The sequence below is a fragment of the Kribbella sp. VKM Ac-2569 genome (assembly GCF_004216905.1).
Classification (GTDB): Bacteria; Actinomycetota; Actinomycetes; order Propionibacteriales; family Kribbellaceae; genus Kribbella.
Genome location: NZ_SGXJ01000002.1, coordinates 294,962 through 315,160, shown reverse-complemented (window position 1 = coordinate 315,160; position 20,199 = coordinate 294,962). Strand labels below are relative to the sequence as shown.

Below are 20,199 nucleotides of genomic sequence, written 5' to 3'. Positions count from 1 at the left end.
GTGCCGCAACTGCGGGCAGGCCTACCTTGGAGGCATGTTGATCGCCGAAGACCTCTTGTTGCTGCTGTACGACGACGAGACCGGCAAGCCTGTCGCCGGGTCGCCAGGCCTCGACTACGCGCTGGCCGGCGCGGTGCTGATCGAGCTGACGCTGAACCGGAAGCTCGACATCACCATCGACGGCAAGGCGGGCCGTCTGCAGGTGCTGGACGGCGCGCCGACCGGGGACCCGATCCTGGACGAGCGTCTGGCGTACGTGGTCAACAAGCCGGGGAAGAAGCCGAAGGACCAGATCGGTGCGCTCTCGAAGCGGCTGCGCAACCAGTTGCTGGCGCGGCTCGCGGAGCGGGGTGTGCTGGAGGAGGACCAGGGCAGGGTGCTCGGACTGTTCCCGGTGACGCGTTGGCCCGCCAAGGACGCGCGGCACGAGCAGGACGTTCGCGCCCGGCTGGAGAGCGTGCTGAAGGTCGGTACGGCGCCGGACCAGCGCACCGCTGCGTTGATCGCCCTCCTCAGCGCGCTGAACGTCGTACCGAAGGTCGTCACGGATGCGGTCGACAAGAAGGCGCTGAAGCAGCGGGCGAAAGAGATCGCCGACTCGGACTGGGCAGCCGACGCGGTGAAGAAGGCAGTCACCGAGATGCAGGCCGCCGTCACAGCAGCCATCGTGGTGGCGTCCACCGCAGGAGCATCAGGTAGCAGCTAGTCGCGCCTTGATGTCCGGCTTGACCACCTTGCCGACCTTGGAGCGTGGCAGGTCGGGCCAGACGAGCACCTCCTTCGGTGCCTTCACACTGCCGATCCGTGCCTTCGCGAACGCGATCAGCTCGTCCGGCTCGACCGCACTGCCCGGCTGGAGCTGTACGACGGCCACCACCCGCTCGCCCCACTTCTCGTCCGGTAGGCCGATCACCGCGCAGTCCTGTACGTCGGCGTGCGTCATCAGCACCTGCTCGACCTCGGTGGAGTACACATTGAAGCCGCCGGTGATGATCATGTCCTTCGCGCGGTCGACGATGTAGAGGTAGTTGTCGTCGTCCAGGTACCCGATGTCGCCGGTGTGGTGCCAGCCGTACGCCGAAGCCGCTGCGGTGGCCTCGGCGTTCCGGTAGTACCCCTGCATCACCAGCGACCCACGCACCACGATCTCACCGCGCTCACCGTGCGGGAGCAGCGTGCCGTCGGCGCCCATGATCGCCACCGTGACCAGCGGGGACGGCCGTCCCGCGGATGACAGCCGTCCCCGCGCAATATGGCCTGCGGCGTCGAAATGTTCAGCGGGTGGCAGCATCGAGATCATCATCGGAGCCTCGGTCTGCCCGAACAGCTGGGCCATCACCGGACCGATCCGCTGCAGTGCCTCCTCGAGCCGGGCGACCGACATCGGCGCAGCGCCGTACCAGAAGCACCGCAGCGACGAGAGGTCCGTGGAGTCGAGCTCCGGTGCTGCCAGCACCATGTAGATCAGCGTCGGCGGCAAGAACGTGTGCGTCACCCCGTGTCGCGGTATCAGCTCCAGGAACGCATGTACGTCGGGAGCTCGCATGATCACGATCTCGCCGCCGGACGCGAGCACGGGGAAGCACAGCACACCTGCTGCGTGTGTCAGCGGTGCCAACGCCAGGTAGACCGGTCGCTCGCCGAACGGGTACCCGATCAGCGTGAGCGCGGTCATCGTCTCCAGGTTGCTGTTACCGAGCATGACTCCTTTCGGGCGCCCGGTCGTGCCGCCTGTCCCGACGATCATCGCCAGATCGCCGGGGTCGGTCAGATCGGGTGCCGGCTGGGACGCGCCCCCGCAGAACGCGTCCCAGCCGACAGTTCTCCGGCCGCTGGGGTGGGGGGTTGGGCCGGAGTTGGAGGGCTCCCCGTCGAGGCAGACGAACGTGTGCACCTTCGGCAGTGAGTCCCGAATGCGGTCGACCAGCGGCGCGAACGCCGACTGGTAGATCAGTACTTCGCAGTCGAACTGGTCGAGCAGTTCACGGTTCTCGGCGGCCTCGTTGCGCGGGTTGATCGGGCACCAGACCGCACCGGCCCGGCTGATCCCGAACACGCAACTGAAGGCCACCGGGTCGTTCGCGGACAGGATCGCCACCTTGCCGCCCGGCCGTACGCCGGTTGCCGCCAGCGCGCCCGCGATCCGGTACGAGAGCTGCTGTACGTCGGCGTACGTCAGCGTCTCGCCGTCCGTGGTCAGGCAGGAGGCGTCCGGCGCCAGCGATGCGCCCTTGTCCAGGTAGTCGACCAGCCGCACAGCAACTCCTCTAGTGCACCGTCAGCTGCGGCTCGGACACCAGCCCGAAGCTCCGCAGTACGCCGAGCAGCTCACGGTGACCGAATGCCTGGCAGCCACTCGCGAAACCGACCCGCTTCGGCGGCGTCTGCAGCAGCGAGTACGCCGCGAACGCCTGGAGCAGACCGGTCTGCTGGTAGTTGCTGTTGCCGTGGATGACACAGTGCGCCCGTCCGAGCGGTCCGGAGGCGTGCACCGAGTCCAGCGTCTTGTTGACGCGTGGGTTCTCTCTGGGCGGCATCTCGTTCATCACCTGGCGAGCAGTCTCGGTCAGTGCGGTGTTGCGGTCCTCGGGCGACATGTCCTTCGTCGCTTCAAGAGCCGCGGCAACGATCTGCGGGACCCCGTTCATCAGCGCGGCGTTGAACACACCGCCCTGCGCCTTGCAGTTCGCCACCCGCGGATCGCGCTTGAACCACACCGGGTGCGACATGCCACCCCAGGGCAGCGACAGCGCGAGCTCGTGCTGTCCGGGAACCACCAACGGCACCAGACCCTGCTCGGGGAACTCGGCGTACTGGTTGTTCTCCAGGTAGTGCGCCTTCGACGTCGCAGCGTTCACCAGAATCGTGCGGGTCGAGGCGATGGTCGGGCTGCCGCCCCAGAACACGGCGACGTCCAACGTGTCCAGACCGGGTTGCTCGAGGCACAGCTGCGCAGCGATCTCGCTGGTGGTGTACATCTGCGCGATACCCGGGGCCAGCACCAGGTTGGCCTCAGCGAACTGCGGACCGTACTGCTCGTCGCAGGTCATCAGCCAGTCCTGCTCACCGGTCGTGTCGGTGTAGTGCGCACCTGCGGCGAGTGCTGCTTCCACAGCCGCCGGACCGAGCTCACTGAACGGTCCCACCGTGTTCAGTACGACGGAAGCGCCTTTGAACAGATCGGTGAGTGCAGCGACGTCGTGGTCGACTGCTGCGACCTCGTAGTCCGCTGTCTCGATGCCAGGGACATGTGCGTCCATAGAAGCCTTGAGCTTCGCCTCGTCACGTCCCGCCGCGACAAAGGGGACGTGGTACTGGCGCAGGTACTCGCAGACCAGCCGGCCGGTGTAGCCGGAGGCACCGTAGACAACAACAGGCTTCGCCATCACATCCCCATTCCGCCGTCGACCGGCAGGCCGATGCCGGTGATGAACCGGGACTCGTCGGACGCGAGGAACACGACCGCGTCGGCCATGTCCGCGACCTCGCCGAGCCGGCCGGCCGGTGTCAGTCCGATCACCGCGGCGACCGCGGCGTCCGGCGACTCGAACAGTCCGAGCTGGGCCACGTCGTTCGCCAGACCGGCGCCCATCGCGGTCGGGACCAGGCCCGGGTAGATGCAGTTGACGCGGACGCCGTACCCGAGCTTGCCGGACTCCATCGCGGCGACCCGGGTGAGCCGGTCGACGGCGGACTTGGTCGCGGAGTACACGGCGATGCCGGGGAACGCGATGGTGGCGGCGACCGACGCGACGTTGATGATCGCGCCGCCCTGGCCGGCCAGGCCTTCGGGACGCATCGTCCTCAGGCCCCACTTGATACCGAGCGTGGTGCCGAGGACGTTGACCTCGAGCATCTTGCGGATCTGGTCCGCGGTGACCTCGGTGAGCAGGCTGGTGATCTCCACTCCCGCGTTGTTCACCAGGATGTCCAGGCCGCCGAGGATGTCGTTGGCGGCAACCACCGCGTTCTCCCAGTCGCCGTCGTCGGTGATGTCGTGGGCGACGAACCCGTTGCCCGCGCCGTACTCCTGGTCGAGCGCGTCGGCGACCGCTTCGCCCAGGTCCTTCTGGATATCGCTGATCACGACCTTGGCGCCGGCTGCCGCGAGGGCTTTCGCCATCCCCTCGCCGAGTCCCTGCGCGCCGCCGGTGACCAGGGCCTTGCGGCCGGAGAGATCGAGTGAACCCATCTGAAGCTCCTTCTGCTCGCTCGGGTGTTTCACACTCTGGCCAGGCTTTTGACAGTCGTCAAGACTTTGTTTGACACTTGTCAAGAAATCTCCCCGCTCCGGGACGCGCCTGGCCCGGGGCGGGGTACTCTGACGCATCGAGTCCGCCAGGCTCGACCAGGGCCGAGCTGGAGAGTGGGTGATTGCCGTGGCGTCCGCTGCTGAGGAGCGGCCTGCCCGTGTCTCCGGGATCGACAAGATCGAACGCCGCCGGGTCGCGCTGGCGGAGTCGGCGCTGAAGACGCTCGGAGAGCTCGGGTACGCGCGCACCAGCCTGCGTGAGATCGCGAACAACTCCGAGTTCACGCACGGCGTCGTGCACTACTACTTCCGCGACAAGATCGACCTGATCAGCTACTGCGTGCGCTACTACAAGACCAAGTGCGCCCGGCGGTACGACGAAGTGATCGAGACCGCGACGTCCGCGGACGAGCTCGCGACCGGCTTCCTGGGCAAGATGACCCAGACGCTGGTCGAGGAGACCCCGATGCACAAGCTCTGGTACGACCTGCGGGCGCAGAGCATGTTCGAGGAGCAGCTGCGCCCGGACGTCGAGGCGATCGACCAGCTGCTCGAAGAGATGATCTGGCGGATCCTGTCCCGGTACGCCGATCTCACCGGCACCACACCGGCCGTGGACGCGCCGACGGCATACGCGCTCGTCGACGGCCTGTTCGAGCAGGCCGTGGTGGGCTACGCCGCGAACCCGGAAAAGGCCCCGGACCTGCTGACCGGCCGGCTCCTGCAAGTCCTGCCCAAGCTGGTCGCGGCGTAGCCAGTACTACTCGGCCCCGCAGTTCGCTTTGCAGAGCTTGTCGGTGAGCGTGAGGATCGCGCCCGGTGCTTCGGAGTCGGACTCGGTCGAGAGCTCGACGTTCCAGTCGCCGAACGTCGTCTGCGCGGACGCCTTGCCTGACTGCTGCTTCAGCCAGTCGACGATCTGACCCCGTGGGTTCACGTGCGCCAGCTCCAGCGCCTCCGGTGCGAACTCGACCAGCCTCGTCGTCGACTCGGTCGCCGGCCCGGCCGCCTGCAGCGAGATCACCGGCGGGCGTGGGTGTGTGCCGATCAGCACCTGGATCGACCGCAGGCCGCTGCTGCAGGTGTCGTACGCCTCGTCGGTGCTGCACTTGTACTGCTTACCGGTGAACGCAGCCACGACCTGTGCGGTCGTGAGATCCGGCAGCGTCTCCTCAGGTCCTGCCGAGCTGTTGCTGGCGGCCGGCGTGCTAGAGGTGCTCGTAGTCGTGCTCGGGCTCCCGTCCGACTCCGGCTTGTCGCTCTTGTCGCCGGAGCAGGACGTAGTCCCTACGACGAGTGCGGCGCACGCCAGGACGGCAGCGCCGTACCGGCGGTTCAGACCGGCACCTCGATCGCCGCGTCGAGGGCGATCGTGATCATCTCGGAGAACGTCGTCTGACGCTCCTCGGCGGACGTCACCTCATGCGTGATCAGGTGGTCCGACACGGTCATGATGCCGAGCGCGCGGCGGCCGAACTTCGCTGCCAGCGTGTAGAGCGCAGCGGCCTCCATCTCGATGCCGAGCACGCCGTACTCCGCGGTCCGCGAGACCAGGTCCGGGCGGTCGTTGTAGAACAGGTCGCCGGAGAACACCTGGCCGACGTGCACGTTCAGCCCGGCCGCCTCGGCGGAGTCCACTGCCGCGCGGAGCAGCTTGTAGTCCGCGGTCGGCGCGTAGTCGATGCCGTGGAAGCGCAGCCGGTTCATCTGCGAGTCGGTGCTCGCGGACATCGCCACGATCACGTCGCGGACCCGGACCGCCTCGGTGAGCGCGCCACAGGTGCCGACCCGGATCAGGGTCTGTACGTCGTACTCCTCGAACAGCTCGTTCGCGTAGATGGAGGCGGACGCCTGGCCCATACCGGAGCCCTGCACGGAGATGCGCTCACCTTTGTAGGTGCCGGTGAACCCGAACATGTTGCGGATCTCGGTGTAGCAGATCACGTCGGACAGGTAGGTCTCCGCGATCCACTTGGCCCGCAGCGGGTCGCCCGGAAACAGCACCCGGGGTGCGATCTGCCCCTTCTCGGCGGCGATGTGAATACTCATGCGGGGATGCTCTCACGGGCGCGGGATATGTTGAGGCATGTGGCCTACTCCATCGCACCTGGTTCGCTAGCCCTGTCCCGGTCCGTACTGGACCGCGCCGCCGACCGCCGCCGTGACGACGACTGGCTGGAGAAGGCCTGGGCCGCGCCCGAAACGCAGGTGGCCGTCGTGGCCGGTGACAAGATCCAGGTGGTCGACGACCGCTCCGCACTGCGGTTCGTGCCGCCGTCCGAGGCGCCGGAAGGCATCCGGGTCTTCCTCGGCATCGACCGCGAGTCCGGGGCCGGGATGACCGCGGAGGGCCGCGCGGTGTTCGGCGTACTGGTCGGCGATGAGGGCGACGAGTCGTACGGCGGACTACGCGAGCTCGGTGCGCTGCTGAACGACCGCGAGGCCGGCCTTGCCGTGCACTTGATCGGGCTGTCCAACTGGCACCGCGTCCACACGCACTGCGCGAACTGCGGCGAGCACACCGAGGTGGTGGAGGCCGGACACGTACGGCGCTGCCCGGCGTGCGGGCTGTCCCACTTCCCGCGCAGCGACCCGGCCATCATCGTGCTGGTCACCGACGACCAGGACCGCGCACTGCTCGGCCGCAACGAGGCCTGGCCCGCCGGCCGGTACTCCACGCTGGCCGGCTTCGTGGAGCCCGGTGAGTCGCTGGAGGCCGCCGTACGGCGGGAGGTCCTCGAGGAGACCGGTGTGATCGTCGGGCCGGAGGTCGAGTACGCGGGCAGCCAGCCGTGGCCGCTGCCCGCGAGCCTGATGCTGGGGTTCTACGCGAAGGCGACGAACTTCGACATCGACGTGGACCAGGACGAGATCGCCGAGGCGAAGTGGTTCACCCGGGAGGACCTCCGCGCGCTGGTCGAAGCCGGCACGATGGCCCTCCCGGGGGCGATCTCGATCTCCCGCCGCCTGATCGAAGGCTGGTACGGCGAGAGCCTCACCGGGAGCTGGTGATCACCGGCCCACGTCGGACTGGGCAGCGGCGATCCGGATCAGTACACCTTCCCAGCGCTCGACGGAGCCGTCGGACTCGAGCTGCCTGACCTTCTGCTGCACTGCACTCACGTAGGCGGTGTGGCTCGGCCAGTCCGCTTCCGCGTCCGGTAGTACGTCGGTCAACGTGCAGCCGTAGGTCAGGAAGCGGTTCTGGACGTGGCTGTCGATGTTCCCGGTCCAGACCGTCGACCGCACGTCGGACTGCGGACACGGGTCGACCGGTGGCGTGTACGAGGCCAGGTTGGTCGGGTTGATGTAGCCGTCCGGACGCAGCAGCGTGTAGTAGGTGCCGTCCGGCGTCTGGGTGAGCCGGTTGAGGCCGTGGTCGCGCAGTACGGTCGTGTTGCCGCTCAGGATGTCCAGAACGAACAGGCGGCCACCGGTCACGCCGTACAGGTAGCCGTCGCGCCAGGACAGTGCGCCGTCCTGTGAGCCGGTGGCTCCGCTGAACACGGGCAGCAGGCGCTGCACCTCACCGGTTGACGGGTTGACGGCGAACACGATGCCGTCGGCCAGACCCCAGATGTTGCCGTCCGGTCCGGTGGTCAGTTCGTTGATGCTGGCCGCACCGGACACCGGAACGATGTCGGTGAGCACCTGCCCCGTGGCCGGGTTCACCTTGACCAGGTGCGCCTCGCTGGCCCTCGGGTCGGTGCCCTGACCGCCCTCGATGCTTGAGCCGACCCAGACGTCAGCACCGGACTGCACGATGGAGGAGATCGTCTGGTCGGTCACCAGGTTGCGGTAGACCGTGTGGCTTCCGGTCGGTACCTCGTACACGGTCAGCGCGCCGCCGTACTCGCCGTACGCCGGTGTGGTGCCGACGTACACGCGGTTGCCGGCGGGGACCACTGCGACGGGCCTGTTCTGGTGGTCGCTGTCGACGAGGCTGAACAGTTCCTTCGGGTTGGTCGGGCTCTCCGGTGCGGTCGGGTCCCAGAGCGAGAGGCGGCCGTACGGGTAGATGCCGACGTACATCTTGCCCGTGCCGTCCCAGGCCCAGCCCTCTACCTGTCCCTGCCGGGTGGTGACCGTGGACTTGCCGGTCGCTGGGTCGTAGATAGACGTCGCGCCGTTCAGGTAGACGTTGACGAACACCTTGCCGGTGCTGGGATCGGCCAGTGTGTGCATGAGCGGCGACGGCACGTACTGGAACGGTGAGCTCCACTGCGCGAGCGTCCCGTCCGCCGGGTTGTAGCGGAACGTTCCACCGGAGTAGTTACCGGCCAGGCCGTACAGCACCGGTACGCCGTTCTCAGTCACCCAGCCGTAGCCGATGGACGCGCCACGGGTCAGTGTGCGCGGCGGTGAGACCGGACCGACCGTGTTGGTGTCCAGGTCGTAGTGCGTGAGGGACAGGGTGTTGTTGGTGAAGTAGACGCCACCTGGCCCGGCTGCGGAGACACCGCGCGCAGCGATCGGGTAGTCCATCACCAGCTGGCCTGTGGTGCTGTCGGTGTACTTGACCTGCTCGCCGGTCACTGCGTCGACCACTACCAGGCGGCTGCTGGCGTTCGCGAACACCTTGCCGCCGGCGTAGTCCAGGTCGATGAAGTCCTTCGCCGTCGTACCCGGGGGAGTGATGTCCTCGACCGCCTTGGTGTCCACGTCGATGCGGAGCAGCCTGGCGTTCGGAGTGGAGACGCCCACGAACAGCTTGTTGTGGTCGGGGTCGTAGACCGTGGACCGCGCGTACTGCTGCACCGGGTCGAGTGAGCCGTAGTCGGTGACCTCTCCCGTCGTCGCGTCGTACTTGAACGCGTGGGCGGTCGGGTACGTCCCGGCGTACACATTGCCGGCCTGGTCGGAGGTGAGGCCGTAGATCTGGGACTCGCCGGGGATGGGCTGCCCCAGGTCGGTCACCTCACCCGTGGCCGGGCTGTAGCGGTACAGGTGCGCGTTCGCGTAGGTGCCGAGGTACACGTCACCGTTCGGCGTCACGACGATCGCCCAGCCGCCGGCAGCTCCGGGCAGCGGCACGGTTCTGATCAGCTGCCGGCTGTGCAGATCGACGACGTTCAAACGTGCGTTTTCGCCTGCTGGTACGGCGTACACGACGTCGCGGCCGTCCGGGGTATGGCCGATCGCGCCTTCCATGATCGTGAGTGAGCTAACCGGTGAGCCGAGGTCCTTGACGACGTCGGCCGACGGCGCGATCGGCCGCGTCGGCGTGCCGAGCGGCCAGTTCTCCGACGGGAACGGGTCAGGCAGGTCGCCTGGCGGGGCGGCGGTGGCGTGCAGACCACCCGTCGCCAGCAGACCGAGCGCTGCGGCGAACGTGATGACGGCATGGCGGAATTGACGGCGCGAGAACATGGGCGGACTCCCTGCGGCGTAGTTCACCGCAAGGTATAACGGTCATGACCGTAAAGTCCATAACTCAGGCGATATGACCTGAGCCGGTGTTACGCGACGAGCTTCTCCGCGACCTGGGCGAGCGACGGGTTCGTCATCGCGGTGCCGTCGGGGAAGACCACGGTCGGCACCGTCTGGTTGCCGTTGTTGACCTTCTCGACGATCTTGGCGGCCTCCGGGACCTGCTCGATGTCGATCTCGGTGAACTCGATACCGGCCCGCTTGAGCTGGCCCTTGAGGCGGTGGCAGTAGCCGCACCACGGGGTCGAGTACATCGTGAACTTGGACATCGGCAGACTCCTGAGGGAGTGGGAGGGGTTTCTGTCGGGCCGCCCGTCTAGGGTTGCCTTCGACGTATCCGAACCATGATGCAGGTGGTGCTGTTCCCGCATGTCCCAGCCCGTGAGCGACTTCACACGATCTGCATCCGCCGACGACCTCTTGGAGGCTCTCGACCCGGAGCAGCGGGCAGTCGCGACCACGTTGCACGGCGCCGTCGCGGTGATGGCCGGGGCGGGGACCGGGAAGACGCGGGCAATCACCCACCGGATCGCGTACGGCGTGCGCACCGGGACGTTCGACCCGGTCCGCGTGCTCGCGGTGACGTTCACCCAGCGGGCCGCGGGGGAGATGCGCGGCCGGCTCGCGCAGCTCGGCGTCCAGGGCGTTCAGGCCCGCACCTTCCACTCCGCCGCCCTCCGGCAGGCCCGGTTCTTCTGGCCGAAGGTGTACGGCGGGGAGCTGCCGCCGATCGCGGACCGCAAGTTCCCGCTGCTGACCGAGGCTGCGTCCCGCTGCCGGGTCCGGGTGGACACGCCCGCGCTGCGCGACCTGGCAGGTGAGGTCGAGTGGGCCAAGGTGAGCAACGTCCGGCCGGACGACTACGCGCGGCTGGCGCCCAAGTCGGCGCGGGCGCTGGCGGCCTTCGACCCGGCGACGATCGCCCGGATCTTCGCGGCGTACGAGGATGTGAAGCTGGAGCGCGGGCGGATCGACCTGGAGGACGTGCTGCTCTGCACGGTCGCGCTGCTCGCGGAGGACGAGCGGGTGGCGGCGGAGATCCGGCGGCAGTACCGCACGTTCGTCGTGGACGAGTACCAGGACGTCTCGCCGCTGCAGCAGAGCCTGCTCGACCTGTGGCTCGGCGGCCGCGAGGACGTCTGTGTGGTCGGCGACCCGGCGCAGACGATCTACTCGTGGGCAGGCGCCGACCCGGAGAACCTGGTGCGTTTCGCGTCCCGGCACCCGTCGGCGACCGTGATCAAGCTGGTCCGCGACTACCGGTCGACGCCGCAGATCGTCGACGTGGCGAACAAGATCCTGGACGCGGCCGGTCCGACCGGGCTGCCGGGGCGGGTCACGCTGCGGTCGCAGAAGGAGGCCGGTCCGGTTCCGGTCTACCGCGAGTACTCCGACGAGGTCGCGGAGGCGGACGCGGTGGCGCGGGCCGTCGTACGGCTCAAGGACGAGGGCGTGGCGCTGCGGGACATCGCCGTACTGTTCCGGACCAACGCGCAGTCGGAGAACTTCGAGCAGGCGCTGGCCGAGCGGAAGATCCCGACCGTGCTGAAGGGCGCGGAGCGGTTCTTCGAGCGTGCGGAGATCCGGCAGGCCGCCGTACTGCTGCGCGGACAGGCCAAGGCCGGGCAAGCCGGGGACGACCTGGTGACCACGGTGACCGGGGTGCTGGGCGGGGCTGGCTGGACGCAGGACCCGCCGACCGGGACCGGTGCGGTGCGGGACCGCTGGGAGTCGCTGAGCGCGCTGGTGACGATGACGTCCGACTTCGCCGCGGCGAATCCCGACGCGCGGCTGCCTGAGCTGATGGCAGAGCTGGACCGTCGGGCGACGATCCAGCATGCGCCGCTCGCGGAGGGCGTCACGCTGGCGACGCTGCACGCGGCCAAGGGCCTGGAGTGGGAGTCTGTCTTCATCGTCGGGGCGCACGAGGGGACGCTGCCGATCACCTACGCCCAGACGCCGGCGCAGGTGGAGGAGGAGCGGCGGCTGTTCTATGTCGGCGTGACGCGGGCCAAGCAGCAGCTGTTCATCAGCTGGTCCACCTCCCGCTCACCGGGCGGCCGCGGTACGCGGGGGCCGACCCGCTTCCTGGACCCGATCGGTGTCCGTACGGCGCGTTCCGAGTGGACCCCGTCGTCGGCCGTCGGCTGGGAGCGCCCGTCCCGCTCCGAACGCTCCGAGAAGTCCGGCCGGCCGATCCCCAAGTGCCGGGTCTGCGGCCGCGGCCTGACCGAACCGGGCGCCCGTAAGCTCGGCCGCTGCGAGGACTGCCCGTCCTCGATCGACCAGAAGCTGTACGACGCATTGATCGAGTGGCGCACCGAGCAGGCGGAGTCCGAGAAAATGCCGGCGTTCGTGATCCTCACCGACGCGACCCTCACCGCGATCGCCGAGACCAAGCCCGGCGACGCCCAGGCGCTCCGGCAGATCCCGGGCATCGGTCACACCAAGCTGACCAAGTACGGCGAGCACATCCTCAACCTCTGCACGCGCTGACGGCTGCCCTTTCGGGCAAACCTGTTGCCAGGCACGAGATCCGCGGCGCATCCTGGAGGACGTGCCGCGTTCTGCTCCTGGCAGACGTGGCAGTTAGGTGACAGAGGCAACGATCCCGGAGCGTGCGGATGGCGTCCCGGAGCGTGCCGGAAGTATGTACGAAGCCTGCGCCGGCAGTGAGATCTTGCCGCCGGAGCGGCAACTTCCGGCCAACTTCGCGAACTGGCGATAAATAGTTTGCGGGCTCCGGCGCGGACGGCGTACTGTTCTTTCTGCGGTCGAAGCCTGGCCGAAAACTTCAAACCACCATAGCGATCGAGCTAACCGCCCGCTTCGCCACAACGAGAGGAGGTGCCCTGGAAATGATCACCAACACGGTCAAGAAGCCGTTCAGCGACGCAGCCGCGCTGCCGTGCGCCCCGATTCAGGGTGCCTCGCCGCGCCTGCACGTCGCGACCGTTGTGCTCATGGCCTCTGGCGCTGCCCCGATCACGGGCGGAGCTGTCGGCGATGTGAAGTACGGCGGTTCGGGTTCTCGAGCATGGAGTCCACCGGTCTGACAGACGTCAGAGCCGGCACCTCCAGGCCGCGGAACCCACCAAGGGTCCCGCGGCCCTTTTGTTTGTCCCCAAGATTTGGCGGCCGTCATCCGGCAGCCGTCACCGACGACAAGAGATCAGAACCAAAGTCACTGGGAGGTGACCGGAATGAGCGTGAGCTTCCTCGATGTCTTCACCGAGGTCGCAACGTCGCAGGACCTGCCCTGTCGGTCCTACGCGCCAGAACTCTTCTTCGCCGAATCGCCGGCGGACGTCGAGTACGCGAAGTCTCTCTGCACGACCTGCCCACTACAGGCCGAGTGCCTGGCCGGAGCGCTCGAGCGTTCCGAGCCGTGGGGAGTGTGGGGTGGCCAGCTGTTCGTCCAAGGTGTGGTGGTTCCGCGCAAGCGGCCCCGTGGGCGTCCCCGCAAGAGTGACACCGTAACCGCCGCCTGACGACCTTCAACCCATCCGAAACGAGTCCAACGTGACCACTCAGACTTTCACCAGGAGCACCGAAATGCATTTACTTCATGAAGATCTCGCCCGTGCTCATTGTCGTAGCTTGCTGAAGGACGCAGAGCAGAACCGGCGCTTCCGCCTCGCTCACCAGATCGAGAAGGCGCAGAAGCAGGCCGAGCGGGCCGGCCGGCGAGCTGAGAGGGCCAGCGCACGCGCGCGCCTCGCACTCGCCCGCCTCGTCTGATCCACCAGAATCACAGCCTGACCAGCTGAATCACTGAGGGGCGGCACCCAAAGGGGGTGCCGCCCTTCAGCCACGTTCGGACAGCAGGAACTGCTGCAGACCGACCAGCGTGATGCCGCTGACGATCTCGTGCCGGGCGATCATTCCGGGGATGTCGGCGAGCGGGATCCACTCGATCCGGTCCGACTCGTTCCGCTCGGTCGGCGGTCCGGCGTACTGCACACTCGTCGCCCGGTACACGAAATGCCGCGAGTCCATGATCCCGGCCGCCGGCTCCGAGCGGATGAGCTCGGTGAGCCCGTCGGCCCGCCACCCGGTCTCCTCCTCGAGCTCCCGCGCCGCGGCAGCCTCCGGACTCTCGCCGGCCTCGATGATCCCCATCGGGATCTCCCACGCCCAAGTGTCGGTGAGGAACCGGTGCCGCCACATCAGCAGCACGCACTCGTCCCGGGTGACGACCGCGGCGGCGATGTCCTTCAGCCGCACCGCGTGATAGTCGAACCGCTCACCATCAGGCTGCTCGACGTCCAACCGCCGTACGCTCAGCCACGGATTGGACCAGGCCTCTTCCTCACCGTGGATCACCCAGCGCATGCTGGTGAGCATAGGCCGGAGGGGGCTCGGGTGATGAAGCTGGTCGACGTCGGCGGCCGGACGATGGCTTACCACCGCGCCGGTGCCGGACCCGCGCTGGTGTTGCTGCACGGCGGGTGGAGCGACGGCCGTGCCTGGCGCCCCCAGCTGGACGGCCTGGCCGATCGTTTCGACGTGATCGCCTGGGACGCGCCCGGCTGTGGAGGCTCCGATGATCCTGCCGGTGAGATGACGATGTCCGACTACGCCGATGACCTGGCCGCTCTGGTGACCGAACTGGGCATCGGGGAAGCCCATCTGTGCGGCCTGTCCTGGGGCGGCGGCCTCGCTCTCGCTGTGTGGCAACGCCACCCCGAGTTGGTCCGCTCGCTGATCCTTGTGGGGGCGTACGCCGGCTGGAAGGGATCCTTGCCGCCCGAGGAGGTCGAGGCCCGGGTACGGCGGGTCCGGTCCGAGGTCGAGCGACCGCCGGCGGAGTGGATGGAAGACTACCTACCCGGCTTTTTCGCCGGCTCGGCGCCGGCCGGGTCGTTGGAACTGGTCCGGACGATGATGGCGGAGAGCCGTCCGACCGGGATGCTGCCGATGCTGACCGCGTTCGCCGAGGCAGATCTGAACGCGGTCTTGCCCACGATCGGGGTCCCCACGCTGCTGCTTTGGGGTGAACACGACCAGCGCTCCCCGCTCCGGACGGTCGGGGAGGCGCTGCGGTCGGCAATCCCCACTGCCGAACTCGTGGTGCTCGGCGGAGTGGGCCATGAAGCGAACCTTGAGGCACCTGAAGCGTTCAACACGGAGGTGCGGCGCTTCCTGGGGACCAGTGGTGCAACACTGATGCGCGTGACTAGGGCTACCTGTGCGTTGTGTGGTCAGCAGGCGGCGTCTGAGGACGTGCCGCTGACCTGGATGACCTCGATCGAGGACGGCCGCAAGCTGCTGTACTGCGACCGGTGTGCCCGGGAGAACGTCCGCAGTATCGAGGGAAAGCTCGACTCGGTCTACTGGTGAGTCATACGTCGTACCTGTCCGGGACGCGCATCGCGGGACCGCCGACGTGCAGCCCGAGCGGCTCGGCGCGCCCCTTCGGCTCCTCCCACACCTCCTGCCGGCCGAGGACGGTGAGGTCGAGGTACCGGTAGCAGTTGTGGAAGTCCTCGATGCCCCGGCCGAAGGTCGAGTACGTGTGGAACACGTCGTCGCCGACCCGGACGAACGCGCTGATACCAGGCAGTTCCTCGCCGTTCATCTCAGCGGTCCACGGTCCGTCCGACCACGGCGTCCCCTTCTCGTTCGCCAATTGCTCCTGCGTGCGGAAATGCAACAGCACCGGCGCGACCCGGTCGTCCAGCGTCGCGTGGAAGTCGTAGTTGAAGTCGCTCCCGTACGACGAGTACCAGGGAAACGTCCACCCCAGCCGCTCCTTGAACGCGGCGATCTTCGAGTACGGCGCCCGCGACACGGCGACCAGTGACGTGTTGCGCACGTACAACTGGCGGAGGTTGCCGATCTCGTCGGCGGCAGACGAGCAACTCGGACACCCCTCGTCCCAGTCCGGGCCGAACATGAAGTGGTGCATGACCAGCTGGTCCCGCCCGTCGAACAGGTCCAGCAGCCCGACCTCACCGTCTGGGCTTTCGAACACATAGGGCTTGTCCATCCGGACCATCGGCAGCCGCCGGCGCTCCGCGTTCAGGCGGTCGCGCGCTCGCGTCACCTCCTTCTCCAGCCTCAGCAGCTCCAGACGCGCCGTGAGCCACTCTTCCGGCGACACGACCTCGGGCAGATTGTCCATCGTTGTCATCACGACCTCCTGGAAAGTTCTGTACCCACTGTCGATCTTGCAATGTGCCGTCCGACGCAGTGAGTGACAAGACTCCTGCGGAAGGACCGAATCATGACCCTCAGCCTCGTGGCGGACCCCGTGGCCACCGGTAAGCGGCAGTGGATTGCGCTGAGCGTGCTGTGCCTCGCCTCGCTACTCGTGTCCCTGGACCTGTTCGTGATGCTGCTGGCCGTGCCGGCGGTCACCGACGCGCTCGGAGCCACCAGCAGCCAGCAGCTGTGGATCCTGGACGTGTACGGGTTCATGGTGGCCGGCCTGATGATCACGATGGGCAGCCTGGGCGACCGCCTCGGCCGCCGCCGGCTGCTGCTGATCGCCGCTGCCGTGTTCGGAGTCGCCTCGATCGTGGCGGCGTACTCGGTCAACCCCGGCATGCTGATCGGCGCCCGCGCGGTGCTGGGCATCGCCGGAGCAGCGATCGCGCCGTGCACCTTGTCGCTGATCTCGACGCTGTTCCCGAACGAGCGGCAGCGGGCCACCGCGCTCGGAGTCTGGGGCGGCTGCTTCACCGTCGGTGCAATCGTCGGACCGATCGCGGGCGGCGTGCTGCTCAACCACTTCTGGTGGGGCTCCGCCTTCCTGATCGGCGTCCCGGCGATGGTGGTTCTGCTGGCGGTCGGGCCGTTCATCCTCCCGGAGTACCGGAACGAGAAGGCCGGGCGGATCGACGTACCGAGTGTTCTACTGTCGTTGGCCGCGATCCTGCCGGCGATCCACGGCCTGAAGCACCTCGCCTCGCACGGCGCCGGCGTCCAGTCCATCGGGGCCTTGCTGATCGGCGGCACGTTCGGCTGGATCTTCGTACGGCGTCAGCGGCGGCTGGACGACCCGCTGGTGGACGTGCGGCTGTTCGCGCGGCGGACCTTCAGCGTGACGCTCGGCAGCATGACGGCGTACTCGATGCTGTCCGGCGGCGTGATGGTCTTCGTCGCGCAGTACTTCCAGCTGGTCAAGGGGATGAGCCCGCTCGACGCCGGTCTGGCGCTGGTCCCGGGCATGATCACGTCGACGATCGGCTTCCAGCTCGCGCCGCGGCTGGCGCAGCGGATCCGCCCGGGCATCCTGATCCCGGCCGGTGTCGCCTGCGCTGTGGTCGGTATGGCCGTGGTCAGCCTGACGACCTCGACCACGGTGCTGGTAATCGCCTTCGCGGTGCAGTGCCTCGGGCCTGGCGCGCTGGTCATTCTCGGGACGAATCTGGTCATCGGCTCGGTCCCGCCGGAGAAGGCCGGCTCGGCCGGTGCGCTGACCCAGACCGGCAACGAGTTCGGGTACTCCCTCGGCATCGCCGTCCTCGGCAGCGTGGTCACGGCGGTCTACCGCAGCCGGACGGACGGTCGTAGCGGCAACTCGCTGGGTGAGGCGGTCAGTCAGGGCGCGTCAGCCGACGTACTCGATCAGGCCCGCGACGCCTTCACGTCCGGACTCCACGTGGCTGCCGGGATCACCGCGGTCGCCCTGACCGCGATGGCAATCCTGCTGGCGGTCACCCTGCGCGCGCTGCCCGTGCTCAGTCGTCGCTGAACCCGGGCAGGAGCTCCTCCAGGACCGAGCGGAACGGGGCCTGGGCCTCGAGCTGCGAGAGGACGGCCATGCCGCCGATCCAGACGCGGTGGATCAGCAGGTACGACGGGGGCATGTTGAGGCGGAGGGCGAGGGACGCGTTGGGGGACCGGAAGTCGCCGGTCCGGTTCGCCTGCGCGCGCATCCACTCCCGGCTGAACTGGAAGCTCTCCTCGCGGGCCGGCTCCGCGAACGGCGCGAGGTAGTCCATCAGCTGATCCGGGTCGATCTCCATCCGCGGCTTGATGAAGCCCTCGGCCTTGAGCCCGTCCCGGACCGCCACGCCGTCGCCCTTCAGCGAGATCCGCAGCAGCCGCCCGATCGCCGGCGGCAGGCCGTCCGGGAGCCGCGCGCAGAGGCCGAAGTCGACCACGCCGAGCCGCCCGTCCGGCATCACCCGGAAGTTGCCCGGGTGCGGGTCGGAGTGCAGCAGACCGGCGTACTTCGGCCCGCTGAACATGAACCGGACGTACTTCAGCCCGATCGCGTCCCGCTCCTCCCGGGTGCCGTCGGTGATGTACGACGACAGCGGCCGGCCCTCGATCCACTCGGACACGATCACCGCGGGGGAGTGCTTGACGACCCGCGGGACCACGAACTCCGGATGATCCTTGAACGCGTCGGCGTACTGCTGCTGGGCCTGCGCCTCGCGGTCGTAGTCGAGCTCCTCGCCGATCCGCTCCTGGAGCTCGGCGATGAGCGGCTTCACGTCCAGCCCGGGGATCAGGGAGCCGATCGTCCGGCCGAACCGGCCGAGCTGACGCAGATCGGCACGCAGGGCCTCCGCGGCCCCCGGGTACTGCAGCTTGACCGCGACCTCACGGCCGTCCTTCAGTCGTCCGCGGTGCACCTGGCCGATCGACGCCGCAGCCGCGGGCACGTCGCCGAACTCCTCGAACCGGTCCCGCCAGCGCTTGCCGAGCTCACGGCTGAGGATCGTGTCCACGGTCGTGGCCGGCATCGGCGGGGCGGAGTCCTGCAGCTTGGTCAGGGTCGCCCGGTACGGCGCCGCGAGCTCCTCCGGCATCGCGGACTCCATCATGCTGAGCATCTGCCCGAACTTCATCGCGCCGCCCTTGAGCTCACCCAGGACGGCGAACAACTGGTCCGCAGTACGGCGTTGGAACTCGGCGTACACGGCCTCCGCGGGCGCGCCGCCGATGCGCTTGCCCAGGCCGACCGTCGCCCGCCCGGCGGCACCGAGCGGCAGGCTGGCAAGTCTCGCGGTCCGGCTCAGCGCCTTACGAGGAAGGTCCGACACGTTCCCATTCTGTCCGGTCACCCAAGCCCCGGCGGCGGTGGGGGCTGTGTGTCGCGGGTCCGGGTACGACGAGAGGCGGTGTCCGGCACGCGCAACGTGCCGGACACCGCCTCTACGACGTGGTGCTGGTGCGTCAGGCCTTGCCGAGGATCCGGTTCAGGTTCGTACCGCACTCGGGGCACTTGGCCTTCGCCATGCGCGTGCCCTTGTCGTTGACCTTGACCTCGCCGTCGGCGGTGCGCTTGGCCTTGCACTTGACGCAGTAAAACTCGCCGCTCCAGGTCTCTGCCATGAGGGCCCTCTCCTTGCTCTGAATTCCAGCCCGGGGTCTCGCCCGGGCAGTCGTTGGATGCTAACGGCAGACCGTCCTGCCGTAGGCCGTTCGGCCCAGTCGGGATTCACCCTACGGCCTCCTGGCGCAGGCTCAAGCGCACCTGCTGGTCCGCGTGCCGCGTGATTCCCCCGAGGAAAGCCCTTACCGAAACTTTCGCCGACGCGGAACAGGCTCCCGGTGATCCGCCTCCGCGACCACTCGGCTTCCCCTCCGAGCGGCCCCGGTAGCGGTCCGGGAGCCTGTTGCCGATGACGCTAGGAGGTACCGGCGGCGGTGGCAAGCCCGCGTTGTCCACCCCTGTGGATAACTCTGTGAGCAACCTGTGGGACGCGCCGCCGGACACTGTGGACGGGCGGGGGAACAGGGTGTGAACAACCTGGGTCGGCAGGTTCAAGATCTGGCGTCTGACCTGCGGAAACGTCGATGCACAGGATGTGGACCGAAGAAAGTTGTCGGATTCGGGGGGTACATTTTTGAGCCATGGCCGACTCTCCGCTGCGCCCGATCCCGCCTCACGTGGACATCCGCCGCAGCAAGCGCCGCAAGCGCACGGTCAGCGCCTACCGGGACGGCGACCGGGTGATCGTGCTGATGCCCGACCGGCTGTCCGCCGCCGAGGAGGCGCGCTGGGTCGAGACCATGCTGGCGCGACTCGAGAAGCAGCGCAGCCGATCGCGCGTGTCGGACGAAAAATTGTTGGCCAGAGCACACGAACTCGCGTGTCGCCACCTCCCGGAAGTGCCCGAACTTGCGTCGGTGAGGTGGGTTTCGAACCAAAACAGACGGTGGGGATCGTGCACTCCGGCGGACAGATCGATCCGGTTGTCGACCCGTTTGCAGTCGATGCCGGCCTGGGTCGTCGACTACGTCCTGGTCCACGAACTCGCCCACCTGATCGAGCCGACCCACAACGCCACCTTCTGGGCCCTGGTCCACCGCTACCCAAAAGCCGAACGCGCCGAGGGCTACCTAGAGGGCGTCTCCGCCGCATCCTCCCTCGACCTCGAAGACTTCTAACCTCCGCCACCCGCCCCGCGCCGCGCCGACGTCTGCCGCGCAACTTTGGGCCCCCACCAACCGTTTGAGCGCGCCGGAAACGGTTGATGCGGGCCCAAGGTCGAGGGGGGTGGCGCGGGCGGGTGAGGGGCGATGTCCCGGGGTGCGTACGGCGTACGGAAAAG

21 protein-coding genes are annotated in these 20,199 nt (G+C 68.1%); 10 read left to right on the top strand and 11 right to left on the bottom strand.

The genetic code is table 11. The features are described 5' to 3' along the window. Window positions 1-34 precede the first annotated feature (34 nt). Window positions 35-706: a GPP34 family phosphoprotein gene (locus tag EV649_RS14415; protein ID WP_130383954.1), complete on the top strand. Its 672-nt coding sequence runs from the start codon at window positions 35-37 to the stop codon at window positions 704-706. On the opposite strand, the gene EV649_RS14410 is transcribed toward EV649_RS14415, so the two are convergent. Genes EV649_RS14410 through EV649_RS14400 form a run of 3 tightly spaced genes read right to left on the bottom strand, consistent with a single transcriptional unit; the run spans window position 692 to window position 4,192 of the window. Continuing rightward, window positions 692-2,257, bottom strand: coding sequence for an AMP-binding protein (locus EV649_RS14410; protein ID WP_130383953.1), 1,566 nt, complete (start codon window positions 2,255-2,257; stop codon window positions 692-694). The genes EV649_RS14415 and EV649_RS14410 overlap by 15 nt on opposite strands. Before the next feature lie 10 nt (window positions 2,258-2,267). Further along, entirely contained in the window at window positions 2,268-3,386 is a 1,119-nt protein-coding gene (locus EV649_RS14405) for a DUF5938 domain-containing protein (RefSeq protein ID WP_130383952.1), read from the bottom strand. Beyond that, window positions 3,386-4,192 (bottom strand): SDR family oxidoreductase, encoded by an 807-nt coding sequence (locus EV649_RS14400; protein ID WP_130383951.1) that lies wholly within the window; start codon window positions 4,190-4,192, stop codon window positions 3,386-3,388. Before EV649_RS14400 ends, EV649_RS14405 begins: the two co-directional genes overlap by 1 nt. 187 nt (window positions 4,193-4,379) lie before the next feature. Here EV649_RS14400 and EV649_RS14395 point away from each other — a divergent pair, with 187 nt between their 5' ends. Continuing rightward, window positions 4,380-5,006 carry a TetR/AcrR family transcriptional regulator gene (locus EV649_RS14395; protein WP_198682504.1) on the top strand — a complete coding sequence of 209 codons (627 nt, stop codon included), beginning with the start codon at window positions 4,380-4,382 and terminating at the stop codon, window positions 5,004-5,006. 6 nt (window positions 5,007-5,012) lie between these two features. Here the strand turns inward: EV649_RS14395 and EV649_RS14390 are convergent, their stop codons facing one another. Both EV649_RS14390 and deoD read right to left on the bottom strand, forming a co-directional pair. Further along, window positions 5,013-5,390: a hypothetical protein gene (locus EV649_RS14390; protein ID WP_241998196.1), complete on the bottom strand. Its 378-nt coding sequence runs from the start codon at window positions 5,388-5,390 to the stop codon at window positions 5,013-5,015. Between the two features lie 197 nt (window positions 5,391-5,587). After that, window positions 5,588-6,301 (bottom strand): purine-nucleoside phosphorylase, encoded by a 714-nt coding sequence (gene deoD, locus EV649_RS14385; RefSeq protein WP_130383949.1) that lies wholly within the window; start codon window positions 6,299-6,301, stop codon window positions 5,588-5,590. Between the two features lie 39 nt (window positions 6,302-6,340). Here deoD and nudC point away from each other — a divergent pair, with 39 nt between their 5' ends. Further along, on the top strand, window positions 6,341-7,264 hold the full coding sequence (gene nudC, locus EV649_RS14380) for an NAD(+) diphosphatase (RefSeq protein ID WP_241998194.1): 924 nt from the start codon (window positions 6,341-6,343) through the stop codon (window positions 7,262-7,264). Here nudC and EV649_RS14375 read toward each other — a convergent pair whose 3' ends face one another. After that, the gene (locus EV649_RS14375; protein WP_241998193.1) at window positions 7,265-9,622 is read right to left on the bottom strand and encodes a hypothetical protein; all 2,358 of its coding nucleotides are present in this window, start codon (window positions 9,620-9,622) and stop codon (window positions 7,265-7,267) included. An 89-nt stretch (window positions 9,623-9,711) separates the two neighbouring features. Beyond that, entirely contained in the window at window positions 9,712-9,951 is a 240-nt protein-coding gene (locus EV649_RS14370; protein ID WP_130383947.1) for a mycoredoxin, read from the bottom strand. A gap of 100 nt (window positions 9,952-10,051) precedes the next feature. On the opposite strand from EV649_RS14370, the gene EV649_RS14365 reads away from it, so the two are divergent. The 4 genes from EV649_RS14365 to EV649_RS14350 all read left to right on the top strand — a co-directional run bounded on the left by EV649_RS14365 (window position 10,052) and on the right by EV649_RS14350 (window position 13,423). After that, on the top strand, window positions 10,052-12,178 hold the full coding sequence (locus EV649_RS14365) for an ATP-dependent DNA helicase UvrD2 (RefSeq protein ID WP_130383946.1): 2,127 nt from the start codon (window positions 10,052-10,054) through the stop codon (window positions 12,176-12,178). Between the two features lie 362 nt (window positions 12,179-12,540). After that, entirely contained in the window at window positions 12,541-12,738 is a 198-nt protein-coding gene (locus tag EV649_RS14360) for a hypothetical protein (protein ID WP_130383945.1), read from the top strand. A gap of 147 nt (window positions 12,739-12,885) precedes the next feature. Beyond that, entirely contained in the window at window positions 12,886-13,173 is a 288-nt protein-coding gene (locus EV649_RS14355; RefSeq protein ID WP_130383944.1) for a WhiB family transcriptional regulator, read from the top strand. Window positions 13,174-13,282: 109 nt separating this feature from the next. After that, window positions 13,283-13,423 carry a hypothetical protein gene (locus tag EV649_RS14350; protein ID WP_238150791.1) on the top strand — a complete coding sequence of 47 codons (141 nt, stop codon included), beginning with the start codon at window positions 13,283-13,285 and terminating at the stop codon, window positions 13,421-13,423. A 66-nt stretch (window positions 13,424-13,489) separates the two neighbouring features. On the opposite strand, the gene EV649_RS14345 is transcribed toward EV649_RS14350, so the two are convergent. Next, complete coding sequence (locus EV649_RS14345; RefSeq protein ID WP_130383942.1) at window positions 13,490-14,017, bottom strand: NUDIX domain-containing protein; 528 nt, start codon at window positions 14,015-14,017, stop codon at window positions 13,490-13,492. 33 nt (window positions 14,018-14,050) lie between these two features. Here EV649_RS14345 and EV649_RS14340 point away from each other — a divergent pair, with 33 nt between their 5' ends. Beyond that, the gene (locus EV649_RS14340; protein WP_130385020.1) at window positions 14,051-15,025 is read left to right on the top strand and encodes an alpha/beta hydrolase; all 975 of its coding nucleotides are present in this window, start codon (window positions 14,051-14,053) and stop codon (window positions 15,023-15,025) included. A 1-nt stretch (window position 15,026) separates the two neighbouring features. Here the strand turns inward: EV649_RS14340 and EV649_RS14335 are convergent, their stop codons facing one another. Further along, window positions 15,027-15,818, bottom strand: a complete 792-nt coding sequence (locus EV649_RS14335) for a DUF899 domain-containing protein (RefSeq protein ID WP_130383941.1) — start codon at window positions 15,816-15,818, stop codon at window positions 15,027-15,029. A gap of 93 nt (window positions 15,819-15,911) precedes the next feature. On the opposite strand from EV649_RS14335, the gene EV649_RS14330 reads away from it, so the two are divergent. Next, window positions 15,912-17,384 (top strand): MFS transporter, encoded by a 1,473-nt coding sequence (locus tag EV649_RS14330; RefSeq protein WP_130383940.1) that lies wholly within the window; start codon window positions 15,912-15,914, stop codon window positions 17,382-17,384. Here EV649_RS14330 and EV649_RS14325 read toward each other — a convergent pair. Together EV649_RS14325 and EV649_RS41135 are read right to left on the bottom strand one after the other, a co-directional pair. After that, window positions 17,371-18,684 (bottom strand): AarF/ABC1/UbiB kinase family protein, encoded by a 1,314-nt coding sequence (locus EV649_RS14325; RefSeq protein WP_130383939.1) that lies wholly within the window; start codon window positions 18,682-18,684, stop codon window positions 17,371-17,373. The genes EV649_RS14330 and EV649_RS14325 overlap by 14 nt on opposite strands. Window positions 18,685-18,817: 133 nt before the next feature. Further along, window positions 18,818-18,976 carry a DUF5679 domain-containing protein gene (locus tag EV649_RS41135; RefSeq protein ID WP_012922897.1) on the bottom strand — a complete coding sequence of 53 codons (159 nt, stop codon included), beginning with the start codon at window positions 18,974-18,976 and terminating at the stop codon, window positions 18,818-18,820. A 522-nt stretch (window positions 18,977-19,498) separates the two neighbouring features. On the opposite strand from EV649_RS41135, the gene EV649_RS14320 reads away from it, so the two are divergent. Further along, window positions 19,499-20,035: a M48 family metallopeptidase gene (locus EV649_RS14320; protein ID WP_130383938.1), complete on the top strand. Its 537-nt coding sequence runs from the start codon at window positions 19,499-19,501 to the stop codon at window positions 20,033-20,035. Window positions 20,036-20,199: the final 164 nt, after the last annotated feature.

What these genes read in the sequence shown, in the direction of transcription:
- EV649_RS14335 (WP_130383941.1), bottom strand. Translation starts at nt 15,818, where the DNA reads ATGACAACGATGGACAATCTGCCCGAGGTCGTGTCGCCGGAAGAGTGG.
- EV649_RS14340 (WP_130385020.1), top strand. Translation starts at nt 14,051, where the DNA reads ATGAAGCTGGTCGACGTCGGCGGCCGGACGATGGCTTACCACCGCGCC.
- EV649_RS14415 (WP_130383954.1), top strand. Translation starts at nt 35, where the DNA reads ATGTTGATCGCCGAAGACCTCTTGTTGCTGCTGTACGACGACGAGACC.
- EV649_RS14320 (WP_130383938.1), top strand. Translation starts at nt 19,499, where the DNA reads ATGGCCGACTCTCCGCTGCGCCCGATCCCGCCTCACGTGGACATCCGC.
- deoD (WP_130383949.1), bottom strand. Translation starts at nt 6,301, where the DNA reads ATGAGTATTCACATCGCCGCCGAGAAGGGGCAGATCGCACCCCGGGTG.
- EV649_RS14360 (WP_130383945.1), top strand. Translation starts at nt 12,541, where the DNA reads ATGATCACCAACACGGTCAAGAAGCCGTTCAGCGACGCAGCCGCGCTG.
- EV649_RS14355 (WP_130383944.1), top strand. Translation starts at nt 12,886, where the DNA reads ATGAGCGTGAGCTTCCTCGATGTCTTCACCGAGGTCGCAACGTCGCAG.
- EV649_RS14330 (WP_130383940.1), top strand. Translation starts at nt 15,912, where the DNA reads ATGACCCTCAGCCTCGTGGCGGACCCCGTGGCCACCGGTAAGCGGCAG.
- EV649_RS14365 (WP_130383946.1), top strand. Translation starts at nt 10,052, where the DNA reads ATGTCCCAGCCCGTGAGCGACTTCACACGATCTGCATCCGCCGACGAC.
- EV649_RS14375 (WP_241998193.1), bottom strand. Translation starts at nt 9,622, where the DNA reads ATGTTCTCGCGCCGTCAATTCCGCCATGCCGTCATCACGTTCGCCGCA.
- EV649_RS14345 (WP_130383942.1), bottom strand. Translation starts at nt 14,017, where the DNA reads ATGCGCTGGGTGATCCACGGTGAGGAAGAGGCCTGGTCCAATCCGTGG.
- EV649_RS41135 (WP_012922897.1), bottom strand. Translation starts at nt 18,976, where the DNA reads ATGGCAGAGACCTGGAGCGGCGAGTTTTACTGCGTCAAGTGCAAGGCC.
- EV649_RS14400 (WP_130383951.1), bottom strand. Translation starts at nt 4,192, where the DNA reads ATGGGTTCACTCGATCTCTCCGGCCGCAAGGCCCTGGTCACCGGCGGC.
- EV649_RS14370 (WP_130383947.1), bottom strand. Translation starts at nt 9,951, where the DNA reads ATGTCCAAGTTCACGATGTACTCGACCCCGTGGTGCGGCTACTGCCAC.
- EV649_RS14405 (WP_130383952.1), bottom strand. Translation starts at nt 3,386, where the DNA reads ATGGCGAAGCCTGTTGTTGTCTACGGTGCCTCCGGCTACACCGGCCGG.